22 protein-coding genes are annotated in these 21,620 nt (G+C 73.7%); 12 read left to right on the top strand and 10 right to left on the bottom strand.

Annotation, left to right across the window (positions count from 1 at the left end; translation table 11 throughout):
* The 3 genes from AB8Z75_RS04030 to AB8Z75_RS04020 all read right to left on the bottom strand — a co-directional run.
* Window positions 1-136, bottom strand: a 136-nt coding sequence (locus tag AB8Z75_RS04030; RefSeq protein WP_369199946.1) for an ArsA-related P-loop ATPase, incomplete at its 3' end; no start/stop codon positions are given.
* 23 nt (window positions 137-159) lie between these two features.
* Window positions 160-645, bottom strand: a complete 486-nt coding sequence (locus AB8Z75_RS04025; protein ID WP_369199943.1) for an SRPBCC family protein — start codon at window positions 643-645, stop codon at window positions 160-162.
* Between the two features lie 172 nt (window positions 646-817).
* Complete coding sequence (locus AB8Z75_RS04020) at window positions 818-1,579, bottom strand: metallophosphoesterase (protein WP_369199942.1); 762 nt, start codon at window positions 1,577-1,579, stop codon at window positions 818-820.
* Between the two features lie 399 nt (window positions 1,580-1,978).
* On the opposite strand from AB8Z75_RS04020, the gene AB8Z75_RS04015 reads away from it, so the two are divergent.
* Window positions 1,979-3,790 (top strand): long-chain fatty acid--CoA ligase, encoded by a 1,812-nt coding sequence (locus tag AB8Z75_RS04015; RefSeq protein ID WP_369199941.1) that lies wholly within the window; start codon window positions 1,979-1,981, stop codon window positions 3,788-3,790.
* Window positions 3,791-3,883: 93 nt separating this feature from the next.
* Here AB8Z75_RS04015 and AB8Z75_RS04010 read toward each other — a convergent pair whose 3' ends face one another.
* Window positions 3,884-5,026, bottom strand: coding sequence for a glycosyltransferase family 4 protein (locus tag AB8Z75_RS04010; protein WP_369199940.1), 1,143 nt, complete (start codon window positions 5,024-5,026; stop codon window positions 3,884-3,886).
* A 152-nt stretch (window positions 5,027-5,178) separates the two neighbouring features.
* On the opposite strand from AB8Z75_RS04010, the gene AB8Z75_RS04005 reads away from it, so the two are divergent.
* A complete protein-coding gene (locus AB8Z75_RS04005; protein ID WP_369199939.1) occupies window positions 5,179-6,591 on the top strand; it encodes a glycosyltransferase 87 family protein in 1,413 nt (470 codons plus the stop codon).
* On the opposite strand, the gene AB8Z75_RS04000 is transcribed toward AB8Z75_RS04005, so the two are convergent.
* The 5 genes from AB8Z75_RS04000 to AB8Z75_RS03980 form a co-directional block, all read right to left on the bottom strand.
* Window positions 6,530-7,813 carry a hypothetical protein gene (locus AB8Z75_RS04000; protein WP_369199938.1) on the bottom strand — a complete coding sequence of 428 codons (1,284 nt, stop codon included), beginning with the start codon at window positions 7,811-7,813 and terminating at the stop codon, window positions 6,530-6,532. The two genes, AB8Z75_RS04005 and AB8Z75_RS04000, sit on opposite strands and share 62 nt — an antisense overlap.
* Window positions 7,814-7,889: 76 nt before the next feature.
* Complete coding sequence (locus tag AB8Z75_RS03995) at window positions 7,890-8,948, bottom strand: NlpC/P60 family protein (protein ID WP_369199937.1); 1,059 nt, start codon at window positions 8,946-8,948, stop codon at window positions 7,890-7,892.
* Between the two features lie 268 nt (window positions 8,949-9,216).
* Window positions 9,217-10,248 (bottom strand): NlpC/P60 family protein, encoded by a 1,032-nt coding sequence (locus AB8Z75_RS03990; RefSeq protein ID WP_369199936.1) that lies wholly within the window; start codon window positions 10,246-10,248, stop codon window positions 9,217-9,219.
* Between the two features lie 445 nt (window positions 10,249-10,693).
* Window positions 10,694-11,995 (bottom strand): NYN domain-containing protein, encoded by a 1,302-nt coding sequence (locus AB8Z75_RS03985; protein ID WP_369199945.1) that lies wholly within the window; start codon window positions 11,993-11,995, stop codon window positions 10,694-10,696.
* Window positions 11,996-12,185: 190 nt separating this feature from the next.
* On the bottom strand, window positions 12,186-12,425 hold the full coding sequence (locus AB8Z75_RS03980) for a hypothetical protein (RefSeq protein WP_114017220.1): 240 nt from the start codon (window positions 12,423-12,425) through the stop codon (window positions 12,186-12,188).
* 226 nt (window positions 12,426-12,651) lie between these two features.
* On the opposite strand from AB8Z75_RS03980, the gene AB8Z75_RS03975 reads away from it, so the two are divergent.
* From AB8Z75_RS03975 to AB8Z75_RS03930, 10 genes are all read left to right on the top strand, one after another.
* The gene (locus AB8Z75_RS03975; protein ID WP_369199935.1) at window positions 12,652-13,395 is read left to right on the top strand and encodes a rhomboid family intramembrane serine protease; all 744 of its coding nucleotides are present in this window, start codon (window positions 12,652-12,654) and stop codon (window positions 13,393-13,395) included.
* Window positions 13,392-13,673 (top strand): Lrp/AsnC family transcriptional regulator, encoded by a 282-nt coding sequence (locus tag AB8Z75_RS03970; RefSeq protein ID WP_114022769.1) that lies wholly within the window; start codon window positions 13,392-13,394, stop codon window positions 13,671-13,673. Before AB8Z75_RS03975 ends, AB8Z75_RS03970 begins: the two co-directional genes overlap by 4 nt.
* Window positions 13,674-13,811: 138 nt before the next feature.
* Complete coding sequence (locus AB8Z75_RS03965; RefSeq protein WP_369199934.1) at window positions 13,812-14,210, top strand: hypothetical protein; 399 nt, start codon at window positions 13,812-13,814, stop codon at window positions 14,208-14,210.
* A gap of 88 nt (window positions 14,211-14,298) precedes the next feature.
* The gene (locus tag AB8Z75_RS03960; protein WP_369199944.1) at window positions 14,299-15,864 is read left to right on the top strand and encodes a sensor histidine kinase; all 1,566 of its coding nucleotides are present in this window, start codon (window positions 14,299-14,301) and stop codon (window positions 15,862-15,864) included.
* Window positions 15,861-16,520, top strand: coding sequence for a response regulator transcription factor (locus AB8Z75_RS03955; protein ID WP_369199933.1), 660 nt, complete (start codon window positions 15,861-15,863; stop codon window positions 16,518-16,520). Before AB8Z75_RS03960 ends, AB8Z75_RS03955 begins: the two co-directional genes overlap by 4 nt.
* A 147-nt stretch (window positions 16,521-16,667) precedes the next feature.
* Window positions 16,668-18,086, top strand: a complete 1,419-nt coding sequence (locus AB8Z75_RS03950) for an SLC13 family permease (protein WP_369199932.1) — start codon at window positions 16,668-16,670, stop codon at window positions 18,084-18,086.
* Window positions 18,087-18,128: 42 nt separating this feature from the next.
* Window positions 18,129-19,355, top strand: a complete 1,227-nt coding sequence (locus AB8Z75_RS03945; protein ID WP_369199931.1) for a glycerate kinase — start codon at window positions 18,129-18,131, stop codon at window positions 19,353-19,355.
* 63 nt (window positions 19,356-19,418) lie between these two features.
* Window positions 19,419-19,877 (top strand): hypothetical protein, encoded by a 459-nt coding sequence (locus AB8Z75_RS03940; protein ID WP_369199930.1) that lies wholly within the window; start codon window positions 19,419-19,421, stop codon window positions 19,875-19,877.
* Window positions 19,874-20,242, top strand: coding sequence for a hypothetical protein (locus AB8Z75_RS03935; RefSeq protein ID WP_369199929.1), 369 nt, complete (start codon window positions 19,874-19,876; stop codon window positions 20,240-20,242). The genes AB8Z75_RS03940 and AB8Z75_RS03935 overlap by 4 nt, the downstream gene beginning before the upstream one ends.
* Before the next feature lie 21 nt (window positions 20,243-20,263).
* The gene (locus AB8Z75_RS03930) at window positions 20,264-20,680 is read left to right on the top strand and encodes an SMI1/KNR4 family protein (RefSeq protein WP_369199928.1); all 417 of its coding nucleotides are present in this window, start codon (window positions 20,264-20,266) and stop codon (window positions 20,678-20,680) included.
* On the opposite strand, the gene AB8Z75_RS03925 is transcribed toward AB8Z75_RS03930, so the two are convergent.
* Window positions 20,677-21,564 carry a LysR substrate-binding domain-containing protein gene (locus AB8Z75_RS03925; RefSeq protein ID WP_369199926.1) on the bottom strand — a complete coding sequence of 296 codons (888 nt, stop codon included), beginning with the start codon at window positions 21,562-21,564 and terminating at the stop codon, window positions 20,677-20,679. The two genes, AB8Z75_RS03930 and AB8Z75_RS03925, sit on opposite strands and share 4 nt — an antisense overlap.
* Window positions 21,565-21,620: the final 56 nt, after the last annotated feature.

Below are 21,620 nucleotides of genomic sequence, written 5' to 3'. Positions count from 1 at the left end.
CCCGCAGACCCTCCTGGTCACCGGCGCGGGCGGGCTCGGGGCTCAGCAGCAGGGTGCGGTGCCCCTGGGCGGCTGCCGCGCAGGCGGTGGCGGCGGCGACCGTGGTGCGTCCCGTTCCGCCCGCGCCGGTGACCAGGAGGGTCTGCGGGCGCCGGCCGCTCAGTTGCCGTCCTTGTCCGTGGTGGACGTGGTGGACGCCTGGGCGCCGCCGGACTCGACGCGCTTCTTCAGCCCGTCGAGTGCGCGGTCGATGATGACCTTCTCGGCCTTGCGCTTGATCATCCCGAGCATGGGGATCTTGACGTCGACGGTGAGCTGGTAGGTGACCTCCGTCTGCGCGCCGCCGGCGAGGGGGGCGAGGCGGTAGACGCCGTCGAGGGAGCGGAGCATCTGGGACTTGACCAGGGACCAGCGCACCTCGCGCTCGCCGATCCACTCGTAGGCGAGGGTGTGCTCGTCCTTGATGGCTCCGGCGTCCAGCAGCAGGCGGACCTGTTCGGCGCGGCCCCGCTCGTCCTGGCCGAGGACCTCGGCCTCCTTCACCTCGCCGGTCCACTCCGGGTAGCGGGGGAAGTCGGAGATCACGTCCATCACGGCCCCGGGTGCCGCGTCGACGGTGATGCTCGAGCTGGTGTGTTCCGCCATCGCCATGGCCCTCCGATGTACCCGTGTCCGAAATGCCCGCCGTGGCGCGGAAAGACCGCGCTGTATGCCCGTCGTGGCGCGGGGAGTCTCTGCGGTGGAAGGCTACCGCGCGCCCGGCGGCCCCGACGCCGCGCGGGGCGTGGCCCACCTCACCGCCGGGCCTCGGCGCCTGTCACCACTCCAGCACCCACGGGGTGCCGGTCGCGTTGAAGTGGCCGACGTTGACGCACTCGGTCGCGCCGACGCGCATGCGCTGGACCAGCGGCTGGTGGACGTGTCCGAACAGGTGGTAGCGCGGGCGCAGTGTGTGCAGGGCCTCCAGCAGCTGCGCGCTGCCGCGTTCGAAGCGGCGCGCGACGGTGTCGTAGCACAGGTCGGGCACCTCGGGCGGGATGTGGGTGCACAGCACGTCGACCTCGCCCAGCGCGGCGACCTTCGCCGCGTAGGTCTCGTCGTCGATCTCGTAGGGCGTGTTCATGGGGGTGCGCAGCCCGCCGCCGACGAAGCCGAAGCGCCACCCGCCGATGACGGCCGTCTCCCCGTCGAGGACGTGGACGCCCGCTCGCGCGTACTCGGGCCACAGCGGGGGCACGTCGACGTTGCCGTAGGTGGCGTACGTGGGGGTGGGGAAGGCCGCGAACAGCTCGGCGTACTGCTTGCGTACCGCCGCCTCCATGGTCGCCTCGCGGTCCAGCCCGTCCCACAACTCGCGGGAGAGCGCGCGGGCCTCGTCGAAGCGGCGGGCGGTGCGCAGGGCGACGATGCGGTCCGCGCTCTCGGCGCCGAACAGGTCGGGGAAGATGCCGCGCGAGTGGTCGGCGTAGTCGAGGAAGAGGATCAGGTCTCCCAGGCAGACCAGCGCGTCCGCACCCTCGCCCGCCTTCGCGAGGTCCTCGCTGTTGCCGTGTACGTCGCTGACTACGTGGACTCGCATGCGCCCCACCCTAGAGCGCTCCCGGCGGGGCGGGGAGGGGGCGACCGGGGCGCCGGCGCGCACCCCCGCGGGCCGGAAGCCGGCCGGGGTCCGGTCCGGAGCCAGCCCCGAGCCGGTCCGGAGCTGGCCGAAAAGCACCGTACGCCCGCTCTTCCCGCTCTCTTCCCTCGCGGCTTCCGTGTCCCCGAACGCCTCGACTAGGCTGCATATCGGCCAACTCCACCTGTGACGCACAAGACATCTACGCGTCACCCTCTACCCCCATGCCCGTACCGATGGGTAACGTCCGGGCCGTCATTCTTCCGGAATCGCAGGACCGTCCCGCGGACCGGGAGCCGAGCCAACGGAGGCCGACCCCGCGGCCCTCCCCTCTTGGCGCGCCGACGAGGAGCAGCAGTCTTGCGCGAGTACAGCCTTCCGGCCCTCTACGAAGTCCCCGCAGAGGGGAACCTGACGGATCTCATCCGCCGGAACGCGGCTCGCCACCCCGACCTGCCCGTCATCGGACGCAAGCGCCAGGGCCGGTGGGAGGACCTGAGCGCCGCCGACTTCCTGGCCGAGGTCCACGAGGCCGCCAAGGGGCTGATCGCCGCGGGCATCGAGCCGGGCGACCGCGTCGGCCTGATGTCGCGCACCCGCTACGAGTGGACCCTGCTCGACTTCGCCATCTGGAGCGCCGGCGGGGTCACCGTCCCGGTGTACGAGACCAGCTCCCCCGAGCAGATCTCCTGGATCCTCGGTGACTCCGGCGCCGTCGCCTGCCTCGTGGAGACCGACGCGCACACGGCCGCCGTCGAGTCCGTCCGCGACCGGCTGCCCGCGCTGCGCGAGGTCTGGCAGATCGAGCCGACCGCCGCCGGGGCCGAGACCGCCGTCGGCCAACTCGCCGCTCTCGGCGCCCAGGTCAGCGACGAGACCGTGGAGGAGCGCAGCTCCGTCGCCGACGCCGACTCGCCGGCCACCCTCGTCTACACCTCCGGCACCACGGGCCGCCCCAAGGGCTGTGTGCTCACCCACCGCAGCTTCTTCGCCGAGTGCGGCAACGTCGTCGAACGGCTGCGCCCGATGTTCCAGCCGGGCGAGGGCTCGGTGCTGCTGTTCCTGCCCGTCGCCCACGTCTTCGGTCGTCTGGTGCAGGTCGCCGCCGTGATGGCGCCCATCAAACTCGGCCACGTGTCCGACCTGAAGACCCTCACCGACGAACTCGGCGCCTTCCGGCCCACGATGGTGCTGGGCGTGCCCCGCGTGTTCGAGAAGGTCTTCAACTCCGCCCGCGCCCAGGCCGTCGCCTCAGGCAAGGGCAAGATCTTCGACAAGGCCGCCGAGGTCGCCGGCGCCTACAGCCGCGCCCTGGACGACCCGGCGGGGCCCTCCCTCACGCTCAAGCTCCAGCACAAGGTCTTCGACAAGCTGGTCTACAGCAAGCTGCGCACCGTCCTCGGCGGCCGGGCCACCCACGCCATCTCCGGCGGCGCCCCGCTGGGCGAGCGGCTCGGCCACTTCTTCCGCGGTGTCGGCTTCACCGTGCTGGAGGGCTACGGACTGACCGAGTCCTGCGCCGCGACCGCCTTCAACCCCTACGACCGGCCCAAGATCGGCACCGTGGGCCAGCCGCTGCCCGGCTCCGTCGTCCGGATCGCCGACGACGGCGAGGTCCTGCTGCACGGCGAGCACCTGTTCACGGGCTACTGGAACAACCCGCAGGCCAGTGAGGAGTCGCTGGCCGACAACTGGTTCCACACCGGCGACCTCGGCACCCTCGACGCCGACGGCTACCTGACCATCACCGGGCGCAAGAAGGAGATCCTGGTGACGGCGGGCGGCAAGAACGTCGCTCCCGCCGTCATCGAGGACCGCATCCGCGGTCACGCACTGGTCGCCGAGTGCATGGTCGTCGGCGACGGGCGCCCCTTCGTCGGCGCGCTGCTGACCGTCGATGAGGAGTTCCTGCCCCGCTGGGCGGCCGAGCACGGCAAGCAGCAGCTCAACCACGAGGAGCTGCTCGCCGACCCCGCTCTCCTCGCCGAGTTGCAGACCGCCGTCGACGAGGGCAACAGCGCCGTCTCCAAGGCCGAGTCGGTCCGCAGGTTCCGCGTGCTGCGCGAGCAGTTCACCGAGGAGTCCGGCCACGTCACCCCCTCCCTCAAGCTCAAACGCGGCGTGGTGGCCAAGGACTTCGCCGACGAGATAGAGGCCATCTACGCCGGGTAGAAAGCCGCTTCCGCGCCCAGCGGCTTCCCCGGCGCGGCGGGCGGGCCTGGGGCTGGCCGTGCTCATCCCGTGGTGCCCGTCGCGAGCGCCGGCTCACAGCAGTGCGCGCAGCTTGTCCGCCAGCAGATCCCAGCGCCAGCGCTCCTCCACCCACCGGCGGCCACGGGCGCCCATGCGGGCGCGCAGGTCCGGGTCGCGCAGGAGCTCGATCAGGCGGTCGGCGGTCTCCTCGGGGGCGCCGCCGCGCACCACCCGGCCGGTCTCGCCGTCGAGCACGGCGTCGGGCGCTCCGCCCGAGTCCCCGGCGACCACGGGGAGTCCGGTGGCCGAGGCCTCCAGGTAGACGATGCCGAGGCCCTCGACGTCGAGTCCACCGCGCCGGGTGCGGCACGGCATGGCGAAGACGTCACCCGCCCCGTAGTGCGCGGGCAACTCCTCCCACGCCACGGGCCCGGTGAAGCGTACGGCGTCGGTCAGGCCGTGGGAGGCGGCGAGCTTCTCCAGGTCGGCACGGTGCGGGCCGCCTCCGACGATGAGCAGCACGGCCTCGGGCACGGCGGCCAGCACCCGCGGCATGGCCTCGATCAGCGTGTCCTGGCCCTTGCGCGGTACCAGCCGGGAGACGCACACGACGACGGGCCGGTCGGTCAGCCCCAGCCGGGCGCGGACCGCGTCGCCGCCCGAGTCGGGGTGGAAGGTCTTCTCGTCGACGCCGGGCGGCAGCTGCACCATCCGGGCGACCGCCCGGGGGGTGAGGGCCGCCGCGATCCGGCTGCGGGTGTACTCGCCCAGGTAGGTGAGGGTGTCGGTGCCCTCACCGATGCGCCGCAGCAGGCTGCGTGCCGCCGGAAGCTGGGCCCAGCCGGCCTCGTGCCCGTGCGTGGTCGCCACGATGCGTTCAGCGCCGGCCCTGCGCAGCGCGGGCGCCATCAGGCCGAGGGGAGCGGCGGCGCCGAACCACACGGAGCGGCATCCGTGCTCCCGCAGCAGCGAGACGGCACGCTTGGTGACGCGCGGAGTGGGCAGCAGCATCGTCGTGCGGTCGCGGACGACCGTGAACGGCTGCTCCGCGTCGAACGCCGCGGTGGCCTCCACACCTTCCCGGCTCCGCTTCCAGGTCGAGGCGTACACCACGACGTGGGACGGGTCGAGGCGCAGCGCCATGCTGTGCAGGAAGGCCTGGATGCCGCCCGGACGGGGCGGGAAGTCGTTGGTGACGATCAGGGTCTTGTGCATCGCCGCCGACAGTACCGCGCACGGGCGCGCGGGCTGCGGGCGCGGGCACGGGCGTGCACAGCGAGGGAATGGGCAGGATGCGCGGCGGGACGAGATCGCCGAGGACGCCGAGGACGCAGCGGCGTGGCGTGGTGGCGCCTTCGGCGGTCTGGATGGCCACCCGGGCGGTGTTGCTGGCCTTCGTGTTCAAGGTTCTCACCGTGCCCGGCGGCATGGACATCACCTCTGACGTCTCGGTGATCTACCACGGCTGGTTCGAGCAGCTGAGTGCCGGATCGTTTCCCTCGCAGGACGTGACCTGGCAGTACCCGCCGGCCGCAGCGCTCGTCATCCTCTCCCCCGGGCTGCTGGCGGACCTGCTGGACTACGCCTCCGCCTTCTTCGTCCTGGCCTGCGCCGCCGACGCGGCGGTACTCGTACTGCTGTTGTACGCCGCCCGGCACCGCAGCCCGCGCGACGCCCGTGCCGGGCAGGCCGGGCCCCGGTACCGGGCCGGCGTGTGGGCCTGGGTGGCCGGGGTGCCGCTGCTGGGGCCGACCGCGTACGCGCGCTACGACCTGATGGTGACCGCGCTCGCCGTGGCCGCGCTGCTGGCCGCCGCCCGCCACCCCCGCGTGTGCGGGGTACTGGCCGGGCTGGGCGCGATGGTGAAGGTGTGGCCGGTCCTGCTGCTGCTCGGCACCCGGCGCGGCCGGCCCACCCGCACCGTCTGGCTCGCCGCGCTGGCGACCGTGCTGGTGCTGGCGGCCGGGTTCGCGGCCACGATGCCGGGCTCCTGGGACTTCCTGACCGGGCAGCGCGGCCGTGGCACCGAGGTGGAGTCGGTCGGCTCGCTGGCGCTGCACGCGGCCCGGTACTTCGCAGGCTGGGACGGCCAGGTGCTGCTGCGGTACGGCTCGATGGAGTTCGTCGGGTCCGGGGTGTGGCTGGTGACCGACGCGGCCATGGTGGTGACCGGGGCCTGCTTCGGCTGGCTGCTGCTGTGGCGGCTGCGGGCGCGGGCCTGGGCACCGGACACCATGGCCCAGGCGTCGCTGGCGGCCGTGCTGGTCTTCGTCGTCACCAGCCGGGTGCTGTCTCCGCAGTATCTGATCTGGCTGGTCGGGCTGGCCGCCGTCTGCCTCACCCTGCGCACCGGCCGCCAGGCGCTGCCCGCCTGGCTGGTGCTGGCGGCGACGGGGCTGACCCAGCTGGAGTTCCCCGTCTGGTTCACCGACGTGGTCACCGGCGACGGTGTGGGCGTGCTGGTCCTGGCGGTCCGCAACGCACTGCTGGTGGCCGCCGCCGTGCTCGCCTGCGTACGGCTGTGGCGTACGACGGTGACCGGGGCGGCGAAGGGCCGGGACGGCGGCCAGGACGGCCAGCACGGCCAGGACGGCCAGGACGGGAAGGATGGCGAGGACGGGGACGGGGACGGGGGCGCGGGCGGCGCGGACCGGGACGGCGCGGACAGCGCCCAGGGCGGGGTGCCGGGGATGCGCGGCCCCGGCGGGACACGGCCGCTCAGCCCTGAGCCGGACCCTGGCGCAGCTGAGCCGTCACGTACGCCCGCCACCGGTCGGTGAACTGCGCCCGGCTCACTCCCAGCACGGACCGCAGTGCCGCGTCCAGACCGGCGTGTTCGCCGCCGCCCTCGCGGCCCGCCCGGTCGTAGAGCGCGACGAGTTCGTCCGCGCCCCACTCCTCGGCGACCATGCGGCAGGCCAGCCAGCCGCCCTCGTAGGCGCGGGCGAGGCGGGCGGGGTCGTTGTCGAAGCGGAAGTCCTCGTCGGTGGGCAGCGCCCGCAGCGGTGAGGAGTCACCGCGCTCCGCGTCCAGGTCGGCCACCGCACGGGCGAGTTCGGGCGCCGCCCGTCGGGGCGTGAGCTTCGAGGTGCGGTAGCCCGACCAGTCGGCGATGCCCTCGGAGAGCCACATCGGCGTCGCGCCGGTGGTCTGCCGCCGGGTGGCCACATGGGTGGTCTCGTGCGTGAGGACCACCTGCCTGCCCTGCTCGCTGAGCTCGGCGAACGCCCGCGGGTTGACGACGATGCGGTCGGCGGGCGCGTTCTCCTCCCGGGCCCCGTCCTGGGCCTCACCCGTGGTGACGGCCGCGATCCCGTCGTAGGAGGAGGCGGGGGACTCCAGCAGGCGGCCCATCGCCGCGGTGGAGGACGGCACCTGGAGCACCGTCCGGCGGCTCCACCCGTGCGGCCACGTCCCGGCGACGGCGGGTACGGCACGGTCGGCGGCGTCGGCGAGGGCACGCAGCCGCGACCGCGCGCGGCCCACGCCCAGCACGAGGGAGTGCTCGCCGCGCACGACGGTCACCGCGCCCTGCTCCCACAGCTGGGTGGCGCTGCCGGGCGCCTCCCCCGCCAGGCGCCAGTGCCCGTCACGCCGCACGAAGCGCAGCCGCTCGGTGTCGGTGGTGGCGACCCGGTCGTACCCGGACAGGCGGTGGCGCAGCCGGGCCTCGACGGTGGCCTCGTCGCCGTCGCGCCTGACGTCCGCGACCCGGTAGCCCCACTCCGCCAGCGGGAGTTCGCGCAGGTTGGCGTAGACCCGCTGCTGCGCGGCCCGGTAGCGGTCGGCGTGCGGGTCGAGCGCGGCCAGGTAGGCGGCCTTGTCGCCGTCGCGCACGGCGGCGGCCTGCGCCTCGAGGACGGCCTGGAAGGGGCGGGTGTCCCCGTCCTCGCCCCCCGCGTCGCCGGCGGCCGGAGCGCAGGCAGCCAGCACGCACAGCAGGACGGGCACGAGCGCCCGGCGGGCTGCGCGCCCGCCGGGGGCACCCTGTGGCCTGTTCACCCCATCGAGAGTACGGGCGGGCGGCAGGAAAGCGGCCCGCGGTCCCCGGCGCCCGGTCAGGGCTGGTCAGGGCCGGTCAGGGCCGGGTGACGGACGAGATCGGCATCATGCCCACCGGGTCGTAGCGCACCGGGGCGCCCGGGTGGGGAGCGTGCACGACCTGGCCGTTGCCCATGTACATCGCCACATGGCTGGCGTCGTCCCGGTAGACGACCAGGTCACCGGGGCGGGCCTCGCCGAGCGGGACCTGGCGGCCCGCCGAGCGCTGCGCCTGCGACGTGCGCGGGATCGAGGTGCCCGCCTGCGCGTACGCCCACTGCGTCAGCCCCGAGCAGTCGAACGCGCCGGGCCCGGCCGCACCCCACGCGTACGGGCGGCCGACGGCGGACCTGGCGGCGGCTGCCGCGGCGGCGGCCCGGCCCGAGGAGGCCTTGGCCCCGCCCTGGCCCGCCTTCGGTCCGCCGGCGGCGCCGCGCCCGTCCCTGGAGGCGCGCTCGCGCTCGGCGCGCTCCTCGGCGGTCAGCCGGCCCAGGAGCCGCTTGGCGGCGGAGAGCTTCTTGCGCACGCTCTTCTTCTGCCGGCTGAGCGCGTCCTGCAGCCCGTCGAGCTGTTCGACCTTGCCGGCGGCCTCGGTGCGCTGCTGTTCGAGCTCCCGCTGGGCGGTCTGCAGTTGGCGCAGCTTGAGCATCTGGCGGCTGCCGATGCGGTCGAGGGTGGCGGCCTTGTCCAGATAGCCCTCGGGGTCGGAGGTGAGCATCAGCGTCAGCGCCGGGTCGATGCCCCCTGAGCGGTACTGGGCGCCCGCCAGGCCGCCGAGCGCGTCGCGCAGCCGGTTGACCTCCGACTGGCCGCGTGCGACGGCGTCCTGTGCGTGCGAGACCTGCTCCCTCAGCTTGCCGGCGCGCTCGGCCACCCCGTTGTACTTCTCGGTGGCGACCTCGGCCTGCTCGTAGAGGCCGTCGATACGGGCGTTGACGCTCTTGGCGGACGGTTTGTCACCGCCGGGGTCGGCGCCCGCGGGCGCGGGGGTGAGCGTGGCTGCCGCACCCGCGGCAGCGGCCGACAGCACGGTGACCCGCGCGGTCCAGCCCTGCGCGGGCAGCGAGGTACGTCGAGGGGACCGGTGGGATGCCACTGGAGGACGCGTTCCTTCCGCTAGGCGACGTGCGCCCGCAGAATGTAGCCGTGCCCTCACGGTGGGCAAAGGACCGCTCACCGCGGGTAAGTGCTGCCGCGCGGTGCGGCGTTCGGCGATCACGCAGGTCACCGGGCGGGTCCCCGGGTCATCCGCAGCCGGAGGCTTTCACCCGGACGAAGGACGTTTAGCGGTCATCACACTGGCTGTTGATCGCCGGGGGCGGTCACGGCCGCCCCCGGGCGCGTCACCCGCGCCGGGCAGCGGCTCAGCCCACCCGGACGCCGTACTGGAACGGCATGTTGCCCATCGCCTCGAAGCGCACCGAGGCACCCGGCTTCGGCGCGTGCAGCACCTGCCCGTTGCCGGCGTAGAGACCGATGTGGTGCAGGTCGCCGTAGAAGAGAACCAGGTCACCCGGCTTGAGCGCGCTCTGGCTGGCGATCCGGGTGCCGGCGCCCGCCTGCGCCTGGGAGGTCCGCGGCAGCGAGACACCCGCCTGCTTGTACGCCCAGGACGTCAGCCCCGAGCAGTCGAACGAGCTCGGCCCGGTGGCGCCCCACACGTAGGGGCTGCCTATCTTCGTCTTGGCCGCGGCCAGCGCGGCAGCCGCGCGGCCCGAGCCCGGCTTGACGTCGCCCAGGTCGGCACGGTCGCTGGAGGCGCGGTCCGCGCGCTTCTGCTTCGCGGCGAGCTTCGCCTTCTCCTTGGCGGTCAGCGAGTTGAGGAGCGTCTGGGCCTCCGAGAGCTTGCCCTGGATCTCCTTCTTCTTCTTGCCGAGCGCCGTGCGGGTGCTGGAGAGGTCCTTGAGCTTCCCCGAGGCCTCCTTGCGCTGCTGCGCGAGGCTCCGCTGCTTGGCCTGGATCTTCTTGAGCGCGGTCGTCTGCTTGGTGCTCAACTGGTCCATGGCCGAGGCCTTGTCCAGGTAGTTGTCCGGGTCGGACGAGAGGAAGAGCTGCAGCGACGGGTCGATGCCGCCCGTGCGGTACTGCGCGGTGGCGACCGAACCGAGCTGGTCGCGCATCTTGTTGAGGTCGCCCTGGCCGCGCGCGACGCTGTCCTGGAGGTTCTCGACCTCCGTGGAGAGCTTGGACTGCTTCTCCTTGGCGCCGTTGTACTTCTCGGTGGCGGCCTCGGCGTCCTCGTAGAGCTTGTCGACCTTCTCCTTGACGCTCTTCTTGGAGGTCTGCGGGTCGGCGTGTGCCGCCTGGGAGGTGAGGGCGACGGCCGCGGCGGCGGTCATGGTGAGGACACTGACGCGAGCGCGGTTCGGCTGCTTGGGACGACGGTGGGACGCCACTGGGGCGAGCTCCTTCTTCCTCTCAGCCGCCTGCCGGTCGGTCAGTTCCGGCTCCGCGTCGCCGGACCGCGCCACCCGCAAGGGGCGGCAGTCTCAACTCGACGGAACTAGGCGGTCCTCCACCGTCACCCCGGATAGGTGATCACCCGAGCGGAGGTTCGAGGCCAGAGATTAGCCACGCGTAGTGATCGGATCAAATCCCTCCAGAAAAAAGATGACTCGCGACCGCATTCTTTACCCAGATCCCACTCAGGGCGAGCGCAGCCTCACGCTTCGCACACGTGAGGCGGCGGCACGCCCCGCGGGACACCGCCGCGCCCGAACGTCGGCGCGAAGCCTCGCGCGTGAGTCGTCGGCGCGAAGCCTCGCGCGTGGACGTCGGCGCGAGACCCCGCGCCCGAACGTCGGCGAGAAACCCCGCGCGCGAACGTCGGCGCGCGGCGCGCTACGTCCGCGCGAGCCGCTTGAGGAGGAGAGTCGCCGCGACGGGCCGGGCACCGGCGGCCGCACAGCCGTCCGCCACCTCGCGGTCGCTGGAGACCACCACGACAGGGCGCCCCGGCGGCTCGGCCCGCACCAGACGGCGGATCAGCTCGTCCGCCGTCTGGCCCGGCTTGGAGAAGAGCACCCGGACCCCGCGCGGCGGTGCCAGCAGCACCGGCGCCGCGAGCTCCGCGCCGTCGAACACGCAGGTGACCTCCGCGTTCGACTGGGCCGCCAGCCCGGCCAGGCCACCCAGCAGCCGCAGCCGCTGCTTCTCCAGCGGCAGCGCGGGATAGCCGGTCTTGGTGACGTTGTAGCCGTCCACCACCAGATGCGCCTGGGGCAGCGCCAGCAACTGGTCGAGCAGCGCCGGATCCGTCGCCGACAGCGCCCTGGCCGCGACGTCCTTGGGCGACATCCGGCCCGGTTCCACCGCCTCGACGGTGTCGGCGGGACGCGACTGGGACGGCGGCAGCGCCAACTCCCGGCGCAGCCCCTGGGCCGCGTCCAGCACCGTGTCCAGCAGCAGCCGCACGCGCATGTCCTCGACGCTGCGGCCCTCGCGCGCCGCACGGCGCTGCGCCTCCAGCGCCGACTCGCTCTCCGCCAGCCGGGACTTCAGGCGCCGCACCTCGCTGTCCGAGGCCGCCTTGTCCACGCTCGCAGCCGACCGCGCCGCCTCCAGCTCGGCCTGCAGCTTGCGCAGCGCGGCCTCACCGCGGCGCACGTCCGCCTGGGCGCTGCGGAGCCTGCGCTGGGCGCCGTCGAGTTCCTTGCGCAGCGCCTCCGCGTCGCGCCGGCCGCGCTCCGCCTCCTCACGGGCCGCGCTCCTGGCCTGGGAGAGCTCCTCGCGCAGCCGGGCCAGCTCGCGCTGCGCCTCCTCGCCGGCCCGCTCCGCCTGCGCCCGCTGGGCCTCCTCGCCCGCCGCGGCGACGAGCTTGGCCCATCCGGCGGGCCGCAGGACGTAGCCGACGGCTGCCACGTCGACCGGGTCGGCGGCCGGGGGCGGGGCGCCCTCGTCCAGCGCGCCCGCCAGCTCGGGCAGCTGCTCGCGCAGCCGGGAGGCGATCCGCTGCCGGAAGACGGCGTCCGCCTCCAGCGCCGCCGCCATGGCGTTGCCGCCGAACTTGACGCGGCGCTGCGGGGTGAAGCGCGCGTACTGCCGCAGCGGAGGCGGCAGTTGCGCGACGGTCAGTCCGCCGAGCGCGTCGCCGGTGAACGCGACGACGCGCCGGCGCACCTTTTCCGGCAGGGGCCGCTCCAGGCCCTCGGAGTCCGGGTCGCCCTCGCCGGGACGGCCCTGCGGCTCCGGGCCCGTGTCCGGACCGGTCGTCGGCCCCGGGGGCGCGTCGGCAGCCTCCTTCGGCTGCCGAGGCTCGCCGCCCGTCCGTTCCTCCACCGGTCACACCTGCCGTCTCAAGCCCTGACTCTTCGAGCCCTGTCCTGTCCGAGCCCTACACCTGAGCGCTGGGCCGGTCCACCAGTTCGATCTGGTCCACGGCGTTGCACCATCGGCAGCGCACGGACTCGATGGTCTCACTGAGCACCTCGCGCTCCTCCACCTTCGGCGCTCCGGCCAGGTCCAGATGGACGTACTCCACCACCTTGCTGGACCGGGTCACATCGAACCGGGTCAGGTTGCCGCACAGGGTGCAGCGCCAGCGGGTCTCGTCCGTGGGCGTGGGGACCGCCATCGTCGTGAGTCCTCGTTTCTTGAGGTCGGAGTCGCTTGAGGCCGGAGTTGCTTGAGGCCGGATCGGTCGGTGTGCGCTCTTTCCGCCTTCCGTGGCCTTACTCGTGGACACGTCACGGACATACGGTCGGGCGTCACGTGCTGTCAACCCTACGGCCTGGGGCCGTCCGCGTGCCCGTGCGTGTGTCGAGGAGCATGCCCGGGGAGCGAGCCGTCATGATCCCGCCATGGACGGCACCGACGGCATCGACCGCGCCGCCGCCGCGCCCCGGGGCCGCGGCGCAGGGCCGCGCCCCCTCGTGACGTACGCCCTCATCTGTTGCTGCGGCCTGCTCTTCCTGATCGGACCGGCCTCCGGGCTCGTGCCGACCTACGGTACGGGGCGGGCGCTCGCGCAGGCGCAGTCCGGCTACTTCGACCGGTGGGGCGTGGTGCCCCGCGCGCTGCTGAGCGGCGCCACGCGCCCGCTGCTGACGCCCCTGACCGCGCTGTTCCTGCACGGGAACTGGCTGCACCTGCTCGGGAACCTGCTGTTCTTGTTCGTCTTCGGCAACTCGGTCGAACAGCGCATGGGCCCGGTGCGCTTCGCCCTCCTCTACCTGAGCACCGGCTACGTGGCCATGCTGTGCTACGCGGCGGCGCACCCGGCCTCGGGCCAGTCGCTGGTCGGCGCCTCCGGGGCGGTCTCCGCCGTGCTGGGCGCCTTCTTGTACCTGTACCCGCGCACCAGGGTCACCAGCGTCTTCCCCTTCCTCTTCTTCCTCCCCCTGCGCTTCCCCGCCTGGATGGTGCTCCTCTTCTGGCTCACCCTCCAGTGGCTGGCCACGCGGCAGGACGGAGGCGGTCCCGGCGTCGCCTACCTCGTGCATGTGGTCGGATTCACGCTGGGCTTCCTCCTCGTATGGCTGAGCTACCGCCGGGCTACAGTGACCGGGCCAACCCCGGCGTGTGAGGGAGAGACCAAGCCGTGATCACATCGATCGTCCTCATCCGGACGAGCACCGAGCGCATCCCCGAGATCGCCGAGCAGATCGCCGCCATCGACGGCGTCAGCGAGGTCTACTCCGTGACCGGTGCCCACGACCTGATCGCCATGGTCCGCGTCGCCGAGCACGACGACCTCGCCGACATCATCCCCGGCCGCATCAGCAAGGTCCCCGGCGTGCAGTCCACCGAGACCCACATCGCCTTCCGCACCTACTCCCAGCACGATCTGGAGACGGCCTTCGCCATCGGCCTGGACTCCTGAAGCGGCGGGTCGGGTCAGGGCCCAGGCCGGCCCGGGCCCGGTACCCCCGCGGCTGCCCCCGCCCCGGGACGCCGCCCATGAAGGTTTTCTCATCCGGCCTTCACGATCCGCGCCCGGCGCACCGCGCAGCCTGCCCGTATGGCCTTCTCACACCGCATGGCGACACTCGCGGCCGTGGTGGCGATCCCGCTGGGCATCGCCGTCACCAGTTACGCGCTCACCGACAGCCCGGACCCGCCCCGGCCGCCCGCGAAGGTCGAACTGGACGGCGAGAGTCCCTCGCCGGCCCGCACGGGCCCGTCCCCGGGCAGGACGGCTCCCGCCGACGGCTCTGCGCCGGCTTCCCCGAGCGGCTCGCCCGGCGGGAACCCGTCGAAGGGGGTCACCGCCCCGCCATCCGGGCAGGAGACAGTGCCCAGGCCCCCCGCCACCGACGAGAGGGGCGGCGACGACCGCGGCGAGGACGATGACGACGACGGCAACGGCAGCCGGGACCGGGACCGGGACGGGGACGACGGGCCCGGGGGCGAGGGATGAGGCGGGCGGGACGGCCGAGGCGGTGCCCGCGCCCGCCAGGCCCTGGATATCGGCGCGCGTCCGCATCCTGCTGTGGCTGCTCGCGGTGATGGCGGTGGCGCTCGGCACCGTCGCGACCACCACCCGCTCCATCCTGATGCGCGAGGTGGAGCACCGGATCACGCGGCTGCTGGAGCAGGAGACCGGCGAGTTCGCCAACTTCGTCAGGCGCGGAGCCGACCCCGAGACCGGCCGTCCCTTCGCCGACTCCCGACGGCTGCTGAAGGTCTTCCTGGAGCGTCAGTACTCCGACCCCGACGAGGAACTGCTGGGCGTGGTACGGGGCCGGGTGATACGCCAGAGCCGCGACATCCCCTCCGCGCTGCCGCTGTACGAGGACAAGGAGTCGCTGCGCCGTATCACCTCCGGCGGCCGGCGCAGCGGCACCCTGCACAGGCCGCAGGGCGAGGTGCGCTGGGCGCGGGTGACCATCGAGCCGGGCGGCGGCTCCCCCTCCGGCACCTTCGTCGCCGCCGTCCACGCCGACCGCCAACTGGCCGGACCGCACGACGTCTTCCGCGTCCTGCTCGCGATATCCGGTGTCGCTCTGCTGCTGACCTGCGGCATCGGCTGGGCCGTCGCGGGGCGCATCCTGGCTCCCGTACGGCTGGTGCGGACGACCGCGGCCCAGCTGACCGAACAGGACCTGACCCGGCGCATCCCGGTGCGGGGACGGGACGACATCGCGGCGCTCGCCGAGACGTTCAACGCCATGCTGGACCGGCTGGAGCGGGCCTTCGCGGCGCAGCGCCAGTTCGTGGACGACGCCGGGCACGAGCTGCGCACCCCCATCACCATCGTCCGCGGCCACCTGGAGCTGATGGGCGACGGGCCCGAGGAACGGGAGGAGACCGTACGCGTCGTCACCGACGAACTGGACCGGATGGGCCGCATCGTGGAGGACCTGCTGCTCCTCGCCAAGACCGAACGCCCCGACTTCGTCACGCCGGAACCCTGCGAGCTGGCCGAACTGACGGCCGACGTCTTCGTCAAGGCGCGGACACTGGGCGACCGCGACTGGCGGCTCGCCCGCAACGCCGAGGGCACCGTGCGGCTCGACCCGCAGCGGATCACCCAGGCGATGGTGCAGCTCGCCCAGAACGCCGTCCAGCACACGGTGCCGGGCGCCCTCGTACGGATCGGCTCGCTGCGCCGCACCGGTCCGGACGGCAGACGGGTGGTCGAGCTGTACGTCGCCGACAGCGGGCCCGGGGTCGGCGACGACGACGCCGAGCTGATCTTCGAACGCTTCCGCAGAGGCACGGCGCGGCGCGGCGCGCGCGGCAGCGGCGCCGGACTGGGGCTGGCGATCGTCAAGGCCATCGCCGAGGGACACGACGGCGGCAGCGTGGAGCTGCGCGGCACACCGGACGGCGGCGCGACCTTCGTCCTCGTCCTCCCCGACGGCACCCCACCGGAGACGGAAGCGGAAGCGGAACCTGCGGCGGAGGCGGAAGCGGAAGCGGAACCGGGGGTGGAGGCGGGATCTGCGGCGGAGGCGGAACCGGGGGYCGAGGGGGMGACGGAGGCGGAGGCGGTCGGGGTGCCGCGACCTGAACGGCGGCCGGAGGCCGCGCCGCAGCGCCAGGACGGGGAAGCGGGGAGGAACACGTGACGCGCGTACTGATCGTCGAGGACGAGGAGAGGATCGCCGCGTTCGTGCAGAAGGGGCTGCGCGCCGGCGGCTTCGCCACCACCGTCGCCGCCGACGGGCAGACCGCCTGCGACTACGCCCGCACCGGCGGTTTCGACCTGGTCATCCTCGACATCGGGCTGCCGGACAAGGACGGCTTCACGGTCCTGCGGGAACTGCGCGAGGCCCGGCTGACCGTGCCGGTGATCGTCCTGACCGCGCGGGACTCGGTGCGGGACACGGTGGCCGGCCTGGAGGGCGGGGCCGACGACTGGATGACCAAACCCTTCCGCTTCGAGGAGCTGCTGGCCCGGGTACGGCTGCGGCTGCGCACCGCGGCACACGTCCCGGAGATCACGGTGCTGCGCAGCGGTGGGCTCTCGCTGGACCTGCGCACCCGCAGGGCCCGGGCAGGCGAGAAGACGGTGGACCTGACGGCACGCGAGTTCGTGCTGCTCGAACTGTTCCTGAGGCACCCGGGGCAGGTGCTCTCACGCGAACAGATCCTCTCCCACGTGTGGGGCTACGACTTCGACCCGGGTTCGAACGTCGTGGACGTGTACGTACGGGCGCTGCGCAGGAAACTGGGCGCCGAACGGGTGGAGACCGTACGCGGGATGGGCTACCGGCTGCCCTGAGACCGCGGCGGCCCGCGCCCCGTTGCCGAAGGTGCCCCGATGCCACCCCGATGACGCACCGCTGACGCCCCCGCTGACGCCCCGTTGATGAAGGCGCCTTCATCAACGGCTCATCACCGGCTCACGGCCCCACCGAAGACTCGCCGTATGACACCGAGCCTGCGGCAGGCCGTTCCGCTCTGCCTCGCGCTGAGCCTGTGCGCGCTGCTCGCCGTACCCGGCAACCTCCCCGGGCTGAGCGGGGACGCGCGCGTGACGCTCGCCGTCTTCGCGCTGGCGACCTGCGCGTGGATCGGCACGCCCATCGACGACACCTACATCGCGCTCGGCGCTGGACTGGCACTCGCCGCGACCGGGGTGATCAGCGCGGACACCCTCTTCGCCACCCTCGGCGACGCCACGGTCTGGCTGCTGATCTGCGCCTTCGTCCTGGCCGCCGCGATCGCCCGCACCGGGCTCGCGGCGCGCGCCGCCGCGTTCCTGGTCACCGGCGCCCGCTCGGTACGGCAACTCGTCCACCTGACGACCGCCGCGCTGGTGGTGAGCGCCTTCGCGATCCCGGCCACCTCAGGACGGGCCGCGCTGGCGCTGCCCGTCTTCCTGGCACTGGCCGCCGTGCTGCGCGAGCGCCCCCGGCTGGTGGTGATGCTGGCGCTGCTCTTCCCCACGGTCATCCTGCTGTCCGCCGTCGCCACGCTCATCGGCGCCGGAGCGCACCTGATCACCGTGAACGTACTGTGGGAGTCCGCCGGCCGGCACATCGGCTTCACCCGATGGCTGCTGCTGGGGCTGCCACTGGCCGTCGTGGCCTCGCACCTGGCGGCCGAGGCGGTGCTGCTGACCACCACCCGCCGTGCGGACCGGCGCGACGGCGTACGCATCGCCGTCGAGGACCTCCAGCGGCACTCCGACACCCCCCTCACCGGGCCGCTCTCCCCCACCGAGGCGAGGGCGGCGCTGCTGCTGGCCACGGTGGTCGCCCTGTGGTGCACCGAGCCGCTGCACCAGGTCTCGCCCGCCCTCGTCGCCCTGATCGGCGCCGTGGTCGCCGCCTCCCCCGCCCTGGGCACGGTGCGGCTCAAGGAGGCGCTCGGGACGGTGCCGTGGCCCCTGCTGCTGTTCATGGCGGCGACGATGGCCATGGGCGTGGCCCTGTCCACCTCCGGCGCCGCCGCCTGGCTGGTCCAGGGGCTGCCCGGCGCCACCTCCGTGCCGCCGTGGGCGTTCCTCGCCCTCGTCGTCGTGGTGAGCACCGGTGCCCACCTGCTGCTCCAGTCCCGCTCCGCGCGCTCCAGCGTGCTGGTGCCGCTGGTGGTGGCCGCGGCGGCGGGCGCGGGCGTCAACCCCGTCTCCGCCGCGCTCGCCTCCACCGCCGCGGCGGGCTTCTGCCACACGCTGCCCGCCTCGGCCAAACCCGTCGCCCTCTTCGCCGACGTCCCCGGCACCCCCACCTACACCCCGCGCGACCTGCTGCGCCTGTCCGCCGTACTGGCACCGCTGACAGCGCTCATCGTCCTGGGCTTCGCCCTCACCGTCTGGCCGCTGCTCGGCGTGCCGGTGCGGTGAGCCGTACCCCTTCCCACCGGCCCCACCCCGTAGGAGACCCCTGTGCCGTACCACTTCGCCCTCGCGCCCAGCGGCTTGAAGGAGTCGCTGTCGGCCCGGCAGGCCGCCGAGGCCATGGCCGAGGGCATCCGGAAGGTCACCCCGGACGCGACGCTCGACCTGATCCCGCTGGTGGACGGCGGCGAAGGCACCGCCGAGGCGCTCGCACTCGCCACCGGCGGCCGGCTGGAGCGCCGCACCGCGGCGGGCCCGGTCGGAACACCCGTGTCCACCCACTTCGCCTGGCTGGGCGCGGGCGCCCTCCGCGGGCTCACCCAGGCGCCCACCGCCGTCGTGGAGATGGCCGCCGTCGCGGGCCTCGGCCTCGTCCCCGCGGACCGCCGCGACCCCGGGCTGACGACGACCTACGGAGTCGGCGAGCTGATCCGCGCGGCGCTGGACGCCGGGGCCCGCCGCATCCTCGTGGGCTGCGGCGACTCCGGCACCTCGGACGGCGGCGCCGGGGCCCTCCAGGCGCTGGGCGCGCGGCTGCTGGACCCTTACGGGAGAGAACTGCCGCCGGGCGGGCACGCGCTCGCGCGGCTGGACCGCATCGACCCGGCGGGGCTGGACGCACGGCTGGCCGGGAGCGAACTGGTGGTCGCCTGCAACCCGTTCAACGTCCTGTGCGGGCCCCGGGGCGTCGCGCGGGTCTTCGGACCGCAGAAGGGCGCCACCTCCGCCCAGGTCGTCTCGCTCGCCCGCGCACTGGAACGGTGGGCGGCCGTGCTCGCCCGCGACGTGGCCGGGCCCGGAACCCCGGACCTGCGCACCGCGCCGGGCACGGGCGCCTCCGGCGGACTGGGCGCGGGGCTGGCCGCCCTCGGCGCGCGGCTGCTGCCCCGCTTCGAGATCCTGCTCGACCACCTCGACCTGGACGCCCGGCTGGCCCGCGCCGACCTCGTCCTGACCGCCGAGGGCTCCCTCGACCACCAGACGGCCCGCGGCAAGATCCCCGCCGAAGTCGCGCGCCGCGCCAAGACCTTCGGCAAACCGGTGCTGGCCCTGGCCGGCACCCTGGGCGAGGGGGCGCACGAGACCCGCGCCGCCGGCATCGACGCCTACCGCTCCATCCTCCCCGCCCCCGTGGGCCTCGCCGAAGCCCTCACCCACGCCCCCGCCTACCTCACCGACGCCACCGAACACGCCCTCCGCATGGTCCTGCTGGGCACCCGGCTCCGGCCGCGAGAGGGCCGCGCCCAACCGGTCGCGGACACCGTCCCGGCCTGACGCCACACCAGGCACGCCCCCCGCGCGGGGGAGGAGCGCGGGCGTTGGTGGAAGACTTCTCCCGTGAGGTCGGAGGGGTTGCGGGTGCGGTGGCGGTCGGTGCCGCGGTGGGCGCGGTGGGTGTCGGCGGGCTATCTGGTGGGGTTCCTCGAAGGGGGCTGCGCCCACCTGTTCGACCTGCTGCGGGGCGGTATCCACGTGTACGCCCCGTTCGCGGCTGTGCCGTGGCAGGTGTTCTTCGTGGGGCTCGTGGTGCTGGATCCGCTGGTGGCCGTCCTCGTCGCGGGGATGCGCCCTGCCGGGGTGTGGCTGGCGGGGGCGGTGATGGCCGCCGACGTGGTGGCGAACTGGGTGGTGGACTGGCAGTGGGTGCGGGAGGACCCTGGCTGGGCGCTGCGTCCTGTGGGGCTGCTGCCGATCACGCTGTTCGGGGTGTTCGTACTGGTGACGTGTGTGCCCCTGGCGCGGTCCTTGGAATCGGGTGGTCGCGTGCGGGCGGGCGTCGGTAGCGTGCCGGGATGAGCGCGAAGGAGAGGGCCGCGGAGCGGGCTGCGACCACGCTGTGGCGGCCGACGGGGCCGAAGGAGCTGGAGCTGGTACGGGAGTCGGGGTGGCGGGCGTGGCCGCCGCGGTTGCCTGAGCAGCCGCTCTTCTATCCCGTGCTGAACGAGGGCTACGCGGTCCGCATCGCCCGCGACTGGAACGTCAGGCACGACGGTGCGGGCTATGTGACACGGTTCGCCGTCGAGTCGGCTTTCCTCTCCCGGTATCCCGTGCGGCAGGCGGGTGGCGAGACGATCCTCGAACTGTGGGTTCCGGCCGAGGAACTGGCCGAGTTCAACGCGCACCTCGTGGGGCCGATCGAGGTCGTGCACGAGTTCCGCTGACGCGTCTGGGATCCTCCCGTCATGTGGCGTGAACGGATACTGACCCTCGCCCCCGGAGCCGAGCCGGCGGCCCCGGCCACCGAGAGGGCGCTCGCCGGGATACCGCGCGCCCTCGGGCAGCCGCTGCCCGAGGCGCTGGCCGCGCTGCTGCGGGAGTGCGACGGCGTACGCGACGAGGACGGCACCGACGTGGTGTGGAGCGCCGCGCGGATCGCGGCCGACAACGCCGCGTTCCGCTCCTCGCCCGCGTTCGCGGGGCTGTACATGCCCTTCGAGCCGCTGCTGTTCTTCGGCGACGACGGGGGCGGCGACCAGTTCGCTTTCGTCCGCGTGCCGAGGCGGGAGGAGGACGTGTTCGTGTGGGAGCACGAGACCGACTCCCGCACGTGGGCGGCGGCAGGACTCGACGACTACCTGCGCCGGGTGCTGGGCGGTTAGACCTCGCCGTCCTCGCCCAGGTCCCGGAGAAACGCGGCGCCGGCCGGGGTCAGCCGGGTGGCGCTCCACACCAGACGTTCCTCGCGGCGGGGGCCGTCGCGGACGGGGAGGACGCGCAGCCCGGAGAGCTGGGAGACGAAGGCCGAGGGGAGCATGGCGACGGCCATGCCGTTGCGGACGAGAGCGGCGAGGAACTCCCAGTGGGAGGCCTCGAAGGCCACGTCGCGGTGGAGGCCGGCGGCGGCGAAGACCTCCTCGGTCTGGGCGCGGGCGTGGCTGCCCGCGGCGAAGTCGACGAAGGTCTCCTGGGTGAGTCTGGCCAGCTCCAGCGGTCCTGCTGCGCCCTCCTCCTCCAGCGGATGCCCGGGGGCGACCACGACGACGTGCCGGTCGCGCAGCAGGGTGCGGGAGCGTACGCCCTTCGCCTGGAAGAACGGGGTCACCCCGAGGAAGGCCAGGTCGAGGGTGCCGCGCCGGACCTGTTCGGCCAGCAGTTCGCTGCGGCTCGACGTGAGGTTGATGCGCACCTGCGGGTAGCGCTGGTGGTAGTCGCGCAGCTGCCGGGGCAGGTCGACGGAGGCGATCGTGCTGATGGCGCCGAGCGCGAGGGTGCCGCGGATCTCGCCGGTGGCCGCTGCGACCTCGGCGGCGGCGCGTTCGGCGGCCTCCAGTGACTGGCGCGCCGCGGGCAGGAACGCCTCGCCCGCGGGGGTGAGCTGCACGCGCCTGCTCGTGCGCGCGAACAATTGCGCCCCCAACTCCTTCTCCAGCTTGGCGATCTGGTGGCTGAGCGCGGACTGGACGACGTGGCAGCGTTCGGCGGCCCGGGTGAAGCCGCCGGTCTCGGCGACGGCGGTGACGTAGCGCAGCTGCTGGAGTTCCATGCGCGGAACTCTACGAGCATCGATCTCATTTCGCGATCGTTCGCATGACAAGGATG

Source organism: Streptomyces sp. PU-14G (assembly GCF_041028275.1).
GTDB lineage: Bacteria > Actinomycetota > Actinomycetes > Streptomycetales > Streptomycetaceae > Streptomyces.
The sequence above is the reverse complement of the archived record's forward strand: the minus strand, read 5'-3'. Positions and strand labels throughout refer to the sequence as shown.

Bases quoted from the DNA above. Each gene is read 5' to 3' on its own strand.
- AB8Z75_RS04025 (WP_369199943.1), bottom strand. From the start codon at position 645: ATGGCGGAACACACCAGCTCGAGCATCACCGTCGACGCGGCACCCGGG.
- AB8Z75_RS04020 (WP_369199942.1), bottom strand. From the start codon at position 1,579: ATGCGAGTCCACGTAGTCAGCGACGTACACGGCAACAGCGAGGACCTC.
- AB8Z75_RS04010 (WP_369199940.1), bottom strand. From the start codon at position 5,026: ATGCACAAGACCCTGATCGTCACCAACGACTTCCCGCCCCGTCCGGGC.
- AB8Z75_RS04005 (WP_369199939.1), top strand. From the start codon at position 5,179: ATGGCCACCCGGGCGGTGTTGCTGGCCTTCGTGTTCAAGGTTCTCACC.
- AB8Z75_RS03980 (WP_114017220.1), bottom strand. From the start codon at position 12,425: ATGGCGGTCCCCACGCCCACGGACGAGACCCGCTGGCGCTGCACCCTG.
- AB8Z75_RS03975 (WP_369199935.1), top strand. From the start codon at position 12,652: ATGGACGGCACCGACGGCATCGACCGCGCCGCCGCCGCGCCCCGGGGC.
- AB8Z75_RS03965 (WP_369199934.1), top strand. From the start codon at position 13,812: ATGGCCTTCTCACACCGCATGGCGACACTCGCGGCCGTGGTGGCGATC.
- AB8Z75_RS03950 (WP_369199932.1), top strand. From the start codon at position 16,668: ATGACACCGAGCCTGCGGCAGGCCGTTCCGCTCTGCCTCGCGCTGAGC.
- AB8Z75_RS03935 (WP_369199929.1), top strand. From the start codon at position 19,874: ATGAGCGCGAAGGAGAGGGCCGCGGAGCGGGCTGCGACCACGCTGTGG.
- AB8Z75_RS03930 (WP_369199928.1), top strand. From the start codon at position 20,264: ATGTGGCGTGAACGGATACTGACCCTCGCCCCCGGAGCCGAGCCGGCG.
- AB8Z75_RS03925 (WP_369199926.1), bottom strand. From the start codon at position 21,564: ATGGAACTCCAGCAGCTGCGCTACGTCACCGCCGTCGCCGAGACCGGC.